The 13,630-nt window shown below is 65.9% G+C and carries 10 protein-coding genes; 4 read left to right on the forward strand and 6 right to left on the reverse strand.

The genetic code is table 11. The features are described from left to right. Positions 1-187: 187 nt before the first annotated feature. Together VFW45_15190 and VFW45_15195 are read right to left on the reverse strand one after the other, a co-directional pair. Positions 188-847 (reverse strand): methyltransferase domain-containing protein, encoded by a 660-nt coding sequence (locus tag VFW45_15190; GenBank protein HEU5182129.1) that lies wholly within the window; start codon positions 845-847, stop codon positions 188-190. Between the two features lie 80 nt (positions 848-927). Then, on the reverse strand, positions 928-1,479 hold the full coding sequence (locus tag VFW45_15195; protein ID HEU5182130.1) for a polymer-forming cytoskeletal protein: 552 nt from the start codon (positions 1,477-1,479) through the stop codon (positions 928-930). A gap of 494 nt (positions 1,480-1,973) precedes the next feature. On the opposite strand from VFW45_15195, the gene VFW45_15200 reads away from it, so the two are divergent. Then, positions 1,974-3,629, forward strand: a complete 1,656-nt coding sequence (locus tag VFW45_15200; protein HEU5182131.1) for a M2 family metallopeptidase — start codon at positions 1,974-1,976, stop codon at positions 3,627-3,629. Positions 3,630-3,637: 8 nt separating this feature from the next. Here VFW45_15200 and VFW45_15205 read toward each other — a convergent pair whose 3' ends face one another. Together VFW45_15205 and ttcA are read right to left on the reverse strand one after the other, a co-directional pair. Beyond that, on the reverse strand, positions 3,638-5,548 hold the full coding sequence (locus tag VFW45_15205) for a sulfatase (GenBank protein HEU5182132.1): 1,911 nt from the start codon (positions 5,546-5,548) through the stop codon (positions 3,638-3,640). After that, positions 5,508-6,338: a tRNA 2-thiocytidine(32) synthetase TtcA gene (gene ttcA, locus VFW45_15210; GenBank protein HEU5182133.1), complete on the reverse strand. Its 831-nt coding sequence runs from the start codon at positions 6,336-6,338 to the stop codon at positions 5,508-5,510. Before ttcA ends, VFW45_15205 begins: the two co-directional genes overlap by 41 nt. 128 nt (positions 6,339-6,466) lie before the next feature. Here ttcA and VFW45_15215 point away from each other — a divergent pair, with 128 nt between their 5' ends. Further along, entirely contained in the window at positions 6,467-6,739 is a 273-nt protein-coding gene (locus VFW45_15215; GenBank protein ID HEU5182134.1) for an HU family DNA-binding protein, read from the forward strand. A 51-nt stretch (positions 6,740-6,790) separates the two neighbouring features. Here the strand turns inward: VFW45_15215 and VFW45_15220 are convergent, their stop codons facing one another. Then, a complete protein-coding gene (locus tag VFW45_15220; GenBank protein HEU5182135.1) occupies positions 6,791-9,259 on the reverse strand; it encodes a sulfatase-like hydrolase/transferase in 2,469 nt (822 codons plus the stop codon). A gap of 43 nt (positions 9,260-9,302) precedes the next feature. On the opposite strand from VFW45_15220, the gene VFW45_15225 reads away from it, so the two are divergent. Both VFW45_15225 and VFW45_15230 read left to right on the forward strand, forming a co-directional pair. Continuing rightward, a complete protein-coding gene (locus VFW45_15225; GenBank protein HEU5182136.1) occupies positions 9,303-11,816 on the forward strand; it encodes a PEP/pyruvate-binding domain-containing protein in 2,514 nt (837 codons plus the stop codon). Between the two features lie 77 nt (positions 11,817-11,893). Further along, positions 11,894-12,325 (forward strand): response regulator, encoded by a 432-nt coding sequence (locus VFW45_15230; GenBank protein HEU5182137.1) that lies wholly within the window; start codon positions 11,894-11,896, stop codon positions 12,323-12,325. A 30-nt stretch (positions 12,326-12,355) separates the two neighbouring features. On the opposite strand, the gene VFW45_15235 is transcribed toward VFW45_15230, so the two are convergent. Beyond that, positions 12,356-13,630, reverse strand: a 1,275-nt coding sequence (locus tag VFW45_15235) for a tetratricopeptide repeat protein (protein HEU5182138.1), incomplete at its 5' end; no start/stop codon positions are given.

Raw genomic sequence — 13,630 nt, forward strand, 5'->3', positions numbered from 1 at the left:
CGTTCGTTTCCCGGGAGCAATGGATTGGTAGGAAGAGAACGAACAGGATGGCGAGCCGCCAATGGCGAGGCTTGCGAAACATGACTTCGTGTATGGGATCGGGATTTGGAACGGAAGGGCGCCGTTCGACCTTCTAAGACCGAGGCTTGCCAGACGCAACGCGGTAAGAGGGTCGATCGCGGGCTGGCTATGATTTGATCAGCGGCGTGATACCCGGCATGGGGGATACGTCGTTGGGGGACTTCTTCTCGAGCAGCAGCTCCCGCGTGCCATTCTTCAGGACGAAGGCGGTGTGGGTCCTGAATCCCTCGAACATCAGGTTGATGTCGCGGTTCTGGTAGATGTGGCGCAGGGAGCGGGTGTTGCCCTCCGGGAGCCATTCGATCTGGTCCTTCCCGAGGATGCGGTAGCGGCGCCCGGGGTCGCGCCGCTCGGTCTCGCGGGTGGTGAAATAGGCGAACACCAGCCCTCCCGGCTTCATGATGCGCAGCAGGTCCACCGCGAACGCCTTGGCGTCGGCCCGCGGCAGGAAATCGAACGCGTCCCAGGCGATCACGGCATCGAAGGTCTCATCGGGATGCTCCAGCTCCAGCTTCCCGGACTGGTCCGCGGCGATTTTTTCCACCGGCTTGAGGAGATTGTCCGCCGTGACCTTGCAGCCCAGCTCGATGAAAAACTGAAGATTTCCGCCGATGACGCTCCCCAGGTCCAACACGCGCGAGTGGCTCATCATCGACAGCTTCTTCGCGAGGCGCGGCAGGATGTGCGAGGTCTGCACCTTGGCGGCATGTGGGGCACCGGGGAGGGGACCGGGGCCTTGGGACTCGGGGTCGCGGCGCTTGAACATGGGTCCGAACATCTCGTTCCGTCAGAGGGACGGGGCCGGCCGGAGAGTACCGGCCGGCCCCGAATCCGGATCGTGGGATTCTAGCGCTTTTCGGCCTGGGAGAAGCCAGCCTGCGGAGGATGCTGCGCCGCCTTCGGCTGGTTCAGGTCGCCCTGGACTGCCTGCATCGGCCGCACCTGATCGCGCGACTGCTGCTGGCCCTTGGGTCCCTTCTCCATGTCGACGGTGCCCTTGAACTGCGCCCCGTCGGCGATGACGATGCGCGGTGCCACGATGTCGCCCTTCAGGATGCCGGAGTTGGTGAGCTCCACCTTCTCGGAGGCGTAGGCGTTTCCCAGCAGCTCGCCGGTGATGACGACGCTCTTGGCGTAGACGTCGGCCTTGATCTTGCCGTTCGGGCCGATCGTGAGGTTGTGATCCTTCAGCTCAATCTTGCCTTCGACCCGGCCCTCGATGGTGAGGTCTTCCGTGCCGGTGAGCTCGCCCTTGATGAAGATCGTCTGGCCGATGTTCACCAGCCGGCTCAAGCCGGAAGGGCTCGGGGAGGAGTGCGGCGTCGTGCTGGTGTACCCGGTCCCGGCGGAAAAGCTGCCCGGTCCCGGCACTTCCTTGTTCTCTTTCTTGTCCCACATCGCGTCAGCCTCCAAAAGAGAAGAAAGTTCCGTAGCGCTCGTTTCGTCCGCCCGTTCCAGATCACCACGCGACATCGCATTGAAGCGTGGCCAGGGTCCCTTCAGAAAAAATCGGGTGATTGGACGGGTGGCCCAGAGCTCGGACGATTCTTTCCGAAAGCCTTGCAGCGACCGGATTTGGCTTTCGGTCTCACCACCACGCCGCCTATAGGTATGGCGCAATCTAGCACCCGGGTTTTGGGCTGTCAAGGAAACGCCGAGAATTGGTACCAAAAAGTAACGACACCCTGCAACGAGAACGATATGTTGGGGTAAGAGCTGCCCTGGGCCCATTCATAGAGGTATCCGCGGCCGGCGCAAAGAGAATCCGCAGGGGGCGGCTTTTGCTGCGGCGGATCGCCGGGAGTGCGATTGGACCCCCAGAAAACAGCGCAAGTCGTGTAGACTGACCTCCCCGTGAGAGATTCCAGAAGAAAGAATGGGGAGGAGGGGCTGTGAAGGCTCTGGCGGTATTGCTTTTCTTGGGGGTGGCCAGCGTGGGAACGATGATTGCGGCGGAGGAACCGGCGGCGGCCGAGCCATCCATGGACGATGAAGCCCGGATCTTCATGGACATGTTCGAGGCGGGATTCAAGACCTTCAACGTCGGCATGAGCGGCGAGTACTGGAACTTCTACACGCACGGGGATCCCGGCAAGACCGAGCTGTACGAAAAGGTCCAGGCCGAGATTCTCAGCGATCCGAAGACTTTCGCGCGGCTGAAGGCCTGGAACGGGAAGATCCAGGATCCGCTCCTGGCGCGGCGCGTGGACCTGCTCTACCGCACCTTCGCGATGGCGCAGGTCACCTCCCAGGAGAAGATTTACACGCTGCAGAACTCGCTGCAGAAGACGCAGATCAACTTCCGGTCAACCTACCAGGGCAAGCCGGCCACCCAGAACCAGCTGGTCAACGTGCTGCGCTACGAGAAGGACCGGGCTCTGCGCAAGGAGGCCTGGCTGGCGCGCAACCAGGTCGGCAAGGAGATGGCGCCCGATCTCACCCGGCTGATCCGGCTGCGCAACGAGGAGGCGCGCAAACTTGGATACGAGAGCTTCTATTCGATGGCGCTTGCTCAGGGCGAAATCGACGAGACCTGGCTCTTCAAGACTCTGGACGAGCTCGACCGGCTCTCGAAGGAGCCGTACGCCAGGTGGCAGGCGCGCGTGCGCAAGCAGATGCACCTGGATCGCCTGGAGTCCTGGGACACCGCCTACGACTACGACAACTTCCAGGAAAAGCTCAAGAGCTACTTCCCCAAGAATGAAATCCTCCCGCGGCTGAAGGAGACCTACAAGGGAATCGGCCTCGACATCGACTCGATGCCCATCCTGGTGGACGACGAGGAGCGTCCCGGCAAGAGCCAGCACGCCTTCTCCTTCCCCATCAACGTGCCCACCGACATCCGCATCCTGGCCAACGCCGATGACGGCATTGCCTCGTACCGGACGATGTTCCACGAGATGGGGCACTCGGTATATTCCGCTTCGATCGATCAGCCCACGATGCTGCTCCAGGACGCGGCCTCAGCCTGCTTCACCGAGGGGATCGGCCAGTTCTTCCCGATGTTCCTGGACAAGGAGAGCTGGCTCCTGGGGCCGGCGCACGTGCCCGCGCCGATGGTCAAGGAGGCGGTCCGCAAGCGCCTCGAGGACGCTCCCTTCGGGGTGCGCTTCTACCTGGTGATGCTGAATTTCGAGCGCGAGGCGTACCGCAACCCTGAGCAGGACTTGACGAAGCTCTGGTGGGCGATGAACGAGAAGTATCTCGGCCTGCCGCAGCATCCCGAGGTCGATTCCTGGGCGAGCATCATCCACTTCACCTCCCATCCCGCCTATTACCAGAACTACCTGCTGGCCGACATGATCGCCGCGCAGCTGATGCGCTCCCTCGAGCACCGGCAGGGAAACGTGATGGACAACCGTGCCACCGGCGATTTCCTGAAGAAGGAGATTTTCGCGAAGGGCGCGTCGGTGCCCTGGATGAAGCTCCTCGAGGACACCACGGGAGAAGCGCTGAACGTGCGCTACTACGTCGAGGAGAAGCTGGGACCCTCGCCGGCGACGGCGGCGGGCGGCGCGGTGCGCAACAAAGCCACTTCCTCGCGCTGATCCCGGCGCTACTGGACGTAGCCCAGCGAGCGCAGCTGCTCGATGGCCTCGGGCTTCAGCTCAGTGGCGAAGCTCCCGCGGATACCGAAATGATCGCGCAGCGCCAGGCAACGCCTTTCCTGTTCGGCGAACGCCGCGCGTCCCAGGCGAAGCCGGTCGGGGGAGGAAGCCGCGATATCGTGCTGCTCCCGCGGGTCGGTCGCCAGGTCGAAGATCGCCTCGGACCGGGATCCCGGCGTCCTCACATACTTGAAATCCTCGAACACGGCCGACTGGCGCTCCTCGAAATAGAGGAGCGCGGAGCTCATCACCGGCCGCGGAATCCACTCCCCCGATCCATCCAGCAGCGAGCGCAGCGAGCCGTAGGAGGAGCTCTCCGGTGGGGCCGGCTCGCCGATCAGATCGAGCAGCGTCGGCATCAGGCTGCCGGTGGTGACCAGGTCGCTGCGGCGCCGCCCCTCGCGTGCACCGGGGAGCTTGAAGAACATCGGAACGCGGGTCACTTCGTCGTACAGCGAGTGGCCGTGATCGCAGCCGCCGTGCTCCCAGAATTCCTCGCCGTGATCCGAGACGAAGATGATCAGGGTGTCATCGTAGATCCCCAGCCGCTGCAGCTCCGCCAAAAATCTCGCCAGATTGTCGTCCACGAAGCGCACCTCGCCGTCGTAGAGCTGGCGCACCCACGGCCGCTGCGCCGCCGTCAACACGCGCGAGCCCGTGCGGATCCCCGCCGAGCCGAAGGAGTAACCCATTCCTTCAGGCGGGCGGTCGTGCGGGCGGTAAGCGGGCGGCGGCTCGTAGGGGCCGTGCGGCTTGAGATAGTGCACCCACAAGAAGAAATCCTCCCTCCGGTGGGCACGTACCCAGGAGATCGCCAGGTCGGTGAGCTCCGGCGTCGTCAGGGAGGGCTTGAGGCGCATCGGCTCGAGGCGCGCCAGTATGCGGGAGCCCAGGGAGCTGCCGTGCTCGTCGCGCGGGCAGATGTCGTAGCCGAGGAAGCCGCGCGCCATGCCGTGCTCGGGTCTCAGCCAGGGGTTGTGCCCGATGGCGGCCGTGCGGTAGCCGGCGTCGCGCAGCTTCTCGGCGAGCGTCGGAAGGGTTTCCGGGATGCGCAGCTTCGGGGTTCTGACGCCGTGCACCGCGGGAGGCACACCCGTCATCATCGACACGAAAGCGGGCAGGGTCCAGGGGGCGGGAGAGTAGGCACGCTCGAACACCACCGAGTCGCGTGCCAGCGCGTCGATCGCGGGCGTCGCCGGCGAGCCGGGAGAGAGAGCCGATACGGCATCGCGCCGAAGGGTGTCGACGCTCAGCAGGATGATGCGGTGCACCGCATGGTCGGAGCGCAGCGGGATCGCCGCGGGGCCGGCGACCCGCGACGGAAGGTAGGCGCGCACCCAGGCGAGGGCGAGGCCCGCCGCGGCCACGAGCACAAGGGCCAGCGAAGGAAACCGGAAGCGCCGGAATTCCAGCCCCGCATCGCGCCGCAGCCTCTGGTACACCGCGATGCCCAGAGCCGCGGCCAGGCAACCGACCAGCAACCGCGTCTGCCGCGGCCAGGGATCGAGACCCGTGCGCGTCAGATTGAAATAGATGCAAAGCGCGCCGAAGCATCCCAGCGCCACGGCGAGAGCCGCCATCAGTGGGACTTTCCGGGCGCTTTGCCCGCCTGCCAGGGTGACCAGGAGCAGCGGAACGAAGCAGGCGAGGAAGAAAGCGCCGGCCGAAACGGCCAGGGGCGCCGCCAGCGCCGCTGCATTGCCGAGAGCGGCGGGAGCGTGCTGCACGATGCTGACCGTGAGATCGTAGCACCCCAGCGCGATCCCGAGTGCGGCGGCGGTTCCGAGCGCCCACGGCACGCGCGCGGCGACGCCGGAATCAGTGCCGGACGGCGCGGACGGGTCGCTCGTCGCTTCCAAGCATCGGCTCCGGCATGAGGTCGCGGGGATCCATCAGAAAGCCGAGATGCACGTTGCGCGTCGCCTTCAGCAGGGAGGTCTTGATTCCGGGATGCTCCGTCTCCAGGCGCGTCAGGAGGTCCTTGATGCGGCGCCGCTGCAGCGACGTGTCGCCGCAGGCCGGACAGCAGCAGCAGACCACCGGGAATCTCATGGAGCGCGTGTAGTCGATTACCTCGCGCTCCCAGACGTAGACCATCGGACGGATGACGGTGTGCAGGCCGTTCTCGGCCCGCAGCACCGGCGGCATCGTCTTGATCTGCCCGTTGAACAGCTGCAGCATCAGGAGCGTCTCGATGATGTCGTCGGCGTGGTGCCCGAGGGCGATCTTGTTGCAGCCCAGCTCCGTGGCGAGGCGGTAGAGAACGCCGCGACGGAGGCGCGCGCACAGCGAGCAGTGCGTATCCTCCGGATCCATCTTCTTGCGGATGGTGTGGGCGATCTCGGTCACCTCGATGTGGTAGCGATGGCCCGCCGCCTTGAGATGGTCTTCGATCACGTCGGATCGAAACCCGTTGTATCCCTGGTCGACGTTGCAGGCGATCAGCTCGAAGCGCACCGGCGAGCGCCGCCGCAGCCGCTCCAGAAGATCGAGCAGCGTATAAGAGTCCTTGCCGCCCGAAACCGCGACCATGACGCGGTCGTCCGGCTCGATCATTTTGTAATCCTGGATGGCCCTGCCGACTTTGCGAGTCAAGCCTCGAGCCATCTCTTCAGCGTCCGGCAACCTGTCACTCATCGAAAACCCCATAGGGACTGCAAATCCGTGATAGACAATAAGTTCAAGGAAATCCTCCTGTTGACATGCCGATCCTCGGGTGCTATATAGCGACCGGCAGCTGGTCGATTCTCTCCAAACGGTGCGGGCAAGGAGGCGGCATGAACAAAGGCGATCTCATCGAATATGTCGCAAAGGACGTGAAGTTAACGAAGGTCCAGGCGGCCAGGGCGATCGACTCCCTGGTGGAGCACATCACCAAGGTACTCAAGAAGGGTGAAAGGACCAGCATCGTCGGCTTCGGGACCTTCTCGATATCCCGCCGCAAGGCCCGCACCGGCCGCAACCCGCAGACCGGAGCGCCCATCAAGATTCCCGCCAAGCGCGTCGTCAAGTTCACTCCCGGAAAGATGCTCAAGGCCACCATCAAGTAGCGTAGCCAGCGCGCGCTGTGGCGGGGCGGCCAGCCAGCCGGGCCGCCCTTTTCATTTTCCGAGCCGGCCCAGCGCCGCCTGCGCCGCCTCGCGGAACTCGCCGCCGCCGGAGGCCAGGTAAGCTGTCAGCTCGCGCCGCGCCTCTTCGCGCCGGCCGCTCCTCGCATAGACCTCCGCCAGGTGGAAGCGGATATCCGAAGCGCCCGGATTGAGACCGAGAAGCGCGCGGTACTCGGCGATCGCCTCCTCATTGCGCCCCGCCTCGTCGTAGAGGATCGCCAGATTGCGGCGCGCCGCCTGGTTGCCGGGCTCGGAGGCGCGGGAGCGCTCCAGGAGCCGGATGGCGTCCGCGCCCCGGCCGGTCTTCAGCGCCACCAGAGCGGCGCCGAACAACGCTCCCGAGTGTGCCGGTGCTTTCGAAAGGACCCGATCGTACTCCTCCGAGGCGCGCGCCACCTCTCCCTTCTTGAACAGCGCATTCCCCAGTGCGTAGTGGATTTCCGGCGCATCCAGCCCCTCGCGCAGTGCCTTCTCCATGCTCGCCACCACCTCGTCGTAGCGCCCCGAATCGTAGAGCACCTTGGCCAGCGAAACGACGGTCCCCACGTCCTGCGGGTCGGCCTCGGCGGCGCTGCGCAGCGCCGCCTCCGCTTCCTCCCGCTTGCCTCCTGCCGCCAGCGCCGCGGCCAGCCCCTGCCGCGCGTCCTTGGAGTCGGGGTTGAAGGAAAGGGCCTTGGTGAACAACTCGGCGGCGTCGGCCGGCTTTCCCTGCAGCGCCACGGCCTTGGCCAGGCCCGCGTAAGCCTTATCGGAGTCGGAATCGAGGTCGATGACTTGCCGGAAGATGCGGCTCGATTCGTTGAGCAGCCCCTGCCCGAGCAGCGCGCCGCCCAGGTTCAGAAGCACCTCGGGACTGCGCGGCCGCTGCACGAGGACCGCCTCGAAATCGGCGGCGCCCCCGGCGAAATCCCCAGCCTCCACCTTGGCGTTGCCGCGGTGGAACAAAGCGGTGACGTTCCCGGGATCGGCGGATAGGACCTCGTCGTAGCGCGCCACCGCGCGCGCGAATTCGCCGCGCGCGTAGAGCTCGCGCGCCGCGTCGAGGCCGTCGAGCAGAGCAATCCGATCCTTCGGATCGGGCAGCACCGAGGAAGCCGCCGGTCCCGGCGCCCACAGATAGCCGAGCGAGCGCAGCCGCTCGCGCGCCGTCTCATCCAGCTCCTGGCGGTAGGCGATCGGCGCCCCGGAGACGGCGGCATCCTGCATCAGGCGATGGATCTCCTCTTTCATGCGGGACGCATCTCCGTCGCGCGTCGCCGCCAGGTTCTTCTTCTCGCCCGGATCGGTGCGCAGATCGTAGAGCTCCTGGCGCGGCGCCAGAATGAACTTCCAGTCCCCGATGCGCAAGGCGCTCAGCTCGCTCCAGCCGTAGTTCTCGCGCGGCAGCAGCGACTCCGACAAGGATTTCAGGAGCAGATCGGGAGGACGGCGCGAGGTGAGCGGCAGCAGGCTCGTCCCCTGCAGCTCCTCCGGAGCGGGAAGATCCACGAGACGCAGCAGGGTGGGCATCAGGTCGATGGTGCGCACCGGAGTCGCCACGCGCCGCCCCCGCGGCAGAGGTCCCGGGAGCGACAGGATCATCGGCACCCGGATCGTCGACTCGTAGAGGAAAACGCCATGTGTCGCCTCGCCATGGTCCCCGAGCCCCTCGCCATGATCCGCGACCAGAACGATGACCGTCTTGCTCAGCTGGCCGAGCGATTCGAGCTTCTCGAGGACCCTGCCGATCTCCTGATCGACATAGGCCACCTCGCCGTCGTAGGGAGCATGGGGGAAGCGGTCGGCCAGCGGCGGGGGAGGATCGTAGGGAGCGTGCGGATCGAAGAAGTGCAGCCACAGGAAGAACCGGCGCTGACCGACGGTAGCGAGCCATTCGTTGCCGCGCCGGGACACCTCCTCGGCGCGCCGCTCGCGGAAGCCGATCTGCCGCGTCTTTTCGGCCGGCAGATGATCGTCGTAGGTGTCGAAGCCTTGCGACAGTCCGAAGCGGGTCGCCAGCGGGTAGCCCGAGATCACGGCGCCCGTCTGGTAGCCGTGATCGTGCAGCACCTCGGCGAGGGTGACCGCGCGGGGTCCGAGTCGATAGACGCCGTTGTTGCGCACGCCGTGATAGGCGGGATAGGTCCCCGTCAGTATCGAGACGTGCGCCGGGAGGGTGATCGGCGCGGAGGTCTCGGCCCGCTCGAAGAGCACGCCGTCCGCCGCGAGACGATCGATCACCGGCGTCTGGGCGGCCGAATCGCCATAGCATCCGAGGTGGTCGGCCCGCAGTGTGTCCACCGTGATCAGCAGGACATTGTAGCGGCCGGTCCAGCCGGCCTGCTCCCGGGTGACGAGGCGCGTGCTGCGCAGCGCCACGGCGGATAGGACGGCGAGGACGAAGAGAAAAGCGGCAATCGACAGCGTCTTGCGCAGCCACGGCCGCATCGGCGCCGCGGGAGGGGGCGGGGACTGGCTCATGGTCCCTCATGATAGCGCTTCCTGCGGTATAGTTTCGCGCCTGATGGGTCGGGTACTGCCGTTGTGGGAGCTGCGCGCGGAGGATCTGCCGGAAGCCGGCGCCAAGGCGCTGGGTCTGGCGCGCCTGGTCGATCTGGGCGTCGAGGTTCCCGACGGCTTCGTGATCACCGCCTCCTTCTTCGAGGCCGCCCGCTGCATCGCCCCCTTCGAGCCGGAGCCGGAAGCCCTCGCCCGCGCGTTGACTGAAGATCTGTCCCGCGATATTGCATCCGCCCTCGAAGCGCTCGGGCCCAGCCCCGGCGGTTATGCCGTGCGCTCCTCCGCCCCCGAGGAGGATTCCCGCAGGGCCTCCTTCGCAGGAATCTTCGAATCGTACCTGTCGGTCCCCGCGCCAGGGGTGACGGCTGCGGTGTTCCGCTGCTGGGCCTCGGCCTTCAGCGAGCGCGCCGTCTCCTACCGCCGGCGCATGGGTCTGCCCGACGATGAGGCCGGAATCAGGATGGCGGTGGTGGTGCAGAGAATGCTCGCCGCGTCCGCCGGTGGCGTGCTCTTCACCCGCGATCCCGCTGGAGACGATGCGATCGTGGTACAGGCGGACCGGCAGCGCGGGAGCGACGGGGGTGCCCCGGCCACGAGGCGCCTACCGCGCGATCCCGAGCTCCGTGCTTCGGCGCTGCGCTCCGCCCCCGTCGATCCATTTCCGCTCGAAGAGCGTCCCATGAGCGAGCTGGTGGATCTCTCCTTGCGGCTGGAAGCGGCGTGGGGGATTCCTCTCGACCTCGAATGGGCCTTCGCGGAAGAGAGGCTCTGGTTTCTGCAGGCGCGGCCCATCACCGCGATTCGACGGATCGAGGCGACCGGGCCCGAGGCGAGGGCCGTGGCGGAAGACACGCTCTGGACGCGCGCGAACCTGCGCGAGCTGCTTCCCGAAATCCCTTCGCCGCTGTTCGCGTCGCTGACCGAAAGGATCGACTGGGCCGCTCTCTATTCGCAGCTCGGAGTGCGGGTCCTCCCCGGGGATCGGCCCGTGCGCTTCATCGAAGGCCGTCCCTATTTCAACCTGAACCTGCTGGCCCGCTGGATGGCGCAATTCGGCATGCCCATCGGCGGATTCCTGAAAGGGCTGGGACACGACCACAATAATAATGATGGCTGGACCGGTCCTCCGGTCCACCCGGTGCGCGCCTTCATCGCCTCGCCCGCGACGCTCATGCGGGCGGCCGCGGCGCATTTTTCAGCTCCTCGATTCCTGCAGCGGTTCTTCGAGCGCTCCCGCGCCGAGGCGCAACGGCTGGCCCGACTGGAGCCCGCGGCCTGGACGGACGAGCGGCTGATCGAGCATCTGAGGCTCACCGATGCGGCCGCCACCGATCTGCTGTCGCACCTGGTGCGTGCCTTCAACCGCGTCTCGGTCTTCCAGATCATGGTCGAATCGCTGCTTCCCGCCATGGAGAACCGGGAAGGCTTTCTGAGCGCCGTGCTGGCGGCGGGCGAGCGCAGCGTCTCGGCCACGCAGGGTGCCGATCTCGTCGCCCTCGCCGCGAAGGCGCGGCAGGATCCCCGTGTCACGGCCTATCTCGCAGGCGCGGACGGAGATTTCACCGATTTCTCGCGGGGCCTCGAGGGGACCCCGTTCCTGGCGGCCTTCGGCGAGTATCTGCGGGAGTATGGTCATCGCGGCATCCACGAGTCGGATCCGGCGATGCCGCTGTACCGTGAGGATCCCACCTTCCTGATGAAGGCGATCGCACGCCTGGCGGCCGACGCCGCGCCGCCCGATCTCGAGGCACTGGCCGCCGGCCAGGAATCGGTCGCCTCCGCAGCCTGGGGAAACCTACGCAGCTCGCAGCCGGCATGGGAGCGCTGGTTTCCCGTCAGGTGGCGCGCTCTGAAGACAGCCGTCGCCAGGCTCAAGGCGGCCATCGTCCTGCGCGAGCGCACGCGCTTCGAAGGGATGCGCGTCCAGGCGGAGATCCGGCGCTTCTTCTCCGAGGCGGCAGATCGGATGGCGCACCGAGGACTGCTCGAATCGCCGGCCGATCTGCCCTATCTGCGCTTCGAGGAGATCGAGCAAGCCTTGCTCGGCGGGCTCGCGGCGGCGGAGGTGCGTGCCTGCGTCGCGCTCCGGCGCGCCGAGCAGGAGCGGCGGCGGGATATCCCGATGCCCAATCTGCTGCGCGAATCCGAGATCGCGCGGCTGGCTGAGCGGCCGCCCATGCCGGTTTCGGAGGCGCGAGCGTTCCGCGGTCTGCCGGTGGGCCCGGGAAGCGTCGAGGGGAGGGTTCTGGTCCTCGATTCGCCCCGACGGATTTCCGAGGCGCGCCGCGGCGATATCCTGGTTGTCCCCACGCTCGATCCTTCCTGGATTCCCTTGTTCACGCTCGTCTCGGGGCTGGTGGTGGAGCTGGGAGGGACGCTGTCGCACGGATCGATCATCGCGCGGGAGTATGGGCTGCCGACCGTGGCGAATCTCCCCGGCATCACGCGGATCCTGAAGACCGGGGAGAGGATCCTGCTGGATGGGAGCTCCGGCACGCTGCGACGATTGCAGCCATAATCTTGACTCCCCCGGAGGCGGAACCTATCTTTCCCCGGCCGGGGGTCGTCCCGGAGTGCACGTCACCGAGGAGCACGATGCCCAAGGCCAAGGAAGCACCCGCCCTTACCCAGCTCCCTTCGAATCTCGGCAAGGCGCTGGTGGTCGATGACGAGCCGGTCGTCCGCATCCTTTACGCGGAGGTGCTGGAGGCGATGGGTTTCAAGGTCGACACGGCGGCCGACGCCACGCAAGGTCTCGATCGTCTCAAGGCGTCGCCCTACAACCTGATCATCTCCGACATCCGCATGCCTGGGATGACCGGCGTCGAGTTCCTCCTCAAATCCGATTCGGTGCGCTCCGGCAGCCAGGAGCGCTTCGTCTTCACGACGGGATTGCTGGACAGCCTCAACGCGCACGAGTACATGATCGCCACCGAGAAGCCCTGCATCATGAAGCCCGCCAAGGTCGAGAACATCCAGCAGACCATCCTGCAGTTCCTCCAGAAATTCCCCCCCGAGCATTCCTGAGGCCGTCGAGGACCGCTCCCCGCGAACGGTCTAGAACGGCTGGATTGTATCCGTCTCGAGCAACACGAAAACACAGGAGGATCCGCGCGCGGCCGCGGGCGGCATCTGGGCGGCGGGACCCATGCCGGTCTTCGGAGGAATCGTCTTGACGGTGGGGGGCTCGGAGCAGGACAGAATCCCGCGTCGGATGACGCGCGTATCGCTTTCCGAGGGGAAATCGAGGACGAACTTGACCTGCTTCAGGGCTTCCGAAAGGCCTTTCAGCTTCGGCTCCCCGCTGATGAAGCGCGTCTCCACCACGCGGGGTCCTGGAGCGAGCGAGACGAAGAAATCGGCGGTGCCTTCGCCGGTCGCGGCGGGGACCGTATAGGTGCGCAGCTCCCCGGGACGCGTCCGGACCGAATCCACGTAACCCTCCATCTTCGCCTCCCCGATCAGGGCCGCCAGATGCTTGCGCCCTTCGTGCGGGGGGAAGGTGTCGATCGTGGAGAAGGCGTAGTACTCCTTGGCGAGATCGAGCTTGCCGAGGCGCTCGTATAACTGTCCGAGATGGTCCGCCATGTCTCCTTCCTGGGAAAGCTGCCACGCGGCTTTGAGGTATTTCTCGGCGGCCCGCAGGTCGCCGCGCTTGAAATGGACCCAGCCCAGCGTGTCCCAGACGACCGCCAGAAAGCCCACCTGCCTCAAATCGTCCGTCTTTACGGTCTCCAGGCGTGTGTTCCTGAGTTGCGCCGACACCATCGCCACCGCAGACTCGGCATATTCCCTGGCGATTTCCAGGTTCTTGGTGATCAGGGCCAGATAGCTGGCGATGGTGTACCAGGTGGAGGGCGTGGGCGAGAGCTCCACCGCCCGCTTGAAGGACTCCTGTGCCTCGGCGGGCTGGGCGAGCTGCATCTGCGCCATGCCGAGGTTCACGAACAGGTCCGCGTCTTTGGGCGTGATCTTCGCGGCTTTCTCCAGCACGGGCAGCGCCCTGGCGAACTCCGCGCGCTGGACGAGCATCTCTCCAAGGTTCTTGTGGGCGTACGGATCGAGAGGATCGATCTCGATCTGTTTCAGGAACCATTTCTCGCCCTCCTCGAAGCGACGCTCGCTGAGGCAGACGCGGCCGAGATTGTTGTAGGCATACGGACTGAAAGGATCGATGGCGATCGCCTTCTTGAACGCTTCCTCGGCCCGTTCCATCTTCCCCAGGGCTAGAAGAGATCGTCCCAGATCGTTGTAGGCGGACTTGTGCTCGGGCTCCAGTTTCAAGGCATGCTCGATGAGCTCGACCGACTCCTGGTACCGGTCGTTGCCGTA

The sequence above is a fragment of the Candidatus Polarisedimenticolia bacterium genome, from assembly GCA_035764505.1.
Lineage (GTDB): Bacteria > Acidobacteriota > Polarisedimenticolia > Gp22-AA2 > AA152 > AA152.

What these genes read in the sequence shown, in the direction of transcription:
- VFW45_15190 (HEU5182129.1), bottom strand. Translation starts at nt 847, where the DNA reads ATGTTCAAGCGCCGCGACCCCGAGTCCCAAGGCCCCGGTCCCCTCCCC.
- VFW45_15195 (HEU5182130.1), bottom strand. Translation starts at nt 1,479, where the DNA reads ATGTGGGACAAGAAAGAGAACAAGGAAGTGCCGGGACCGGGCAGCTTT.
- ttcA (HEU5182133.1), bottom strand. Translation starts at nt 6,338, where the DNA reads ATGGGGTTTTCGATGAGTGACAGGTTGCCGGACGCTGAAGAGATGGCT.
- VFW45_15215 (HEU5182134.1), top strand. Translation starts at nt 6,467, where the DNA reads ATGAACAAAGGCGATCTCATCGAATATGTCGCAAAGGACGTGAAGTTA.
- VFW45_15220 (HEU5182135.1), bottom strand. Translation starts at nt 9,259, where the DNA reads ATGAGCCAGTCCCCGCCCCCTCCCGCGGCGCCGATGCGGCCGTGGCTG.
- VFW45_15225 (HEU5182136.1), top strand. Translation starts at nt 9,303, where the DNA reads ATGGGTCGGGTACTGCCGTTGTGGGAGCTGCGCGCGGAGGATCTGCCG.
- VFW45_15230 (HEU5182137.1), top strand. Translation starts at nt 11,894, where the DNA reads ATGCCCAAGGCCAAGGAAGCACCCGCCCTTACCCAGCTCCCTTCGAAT.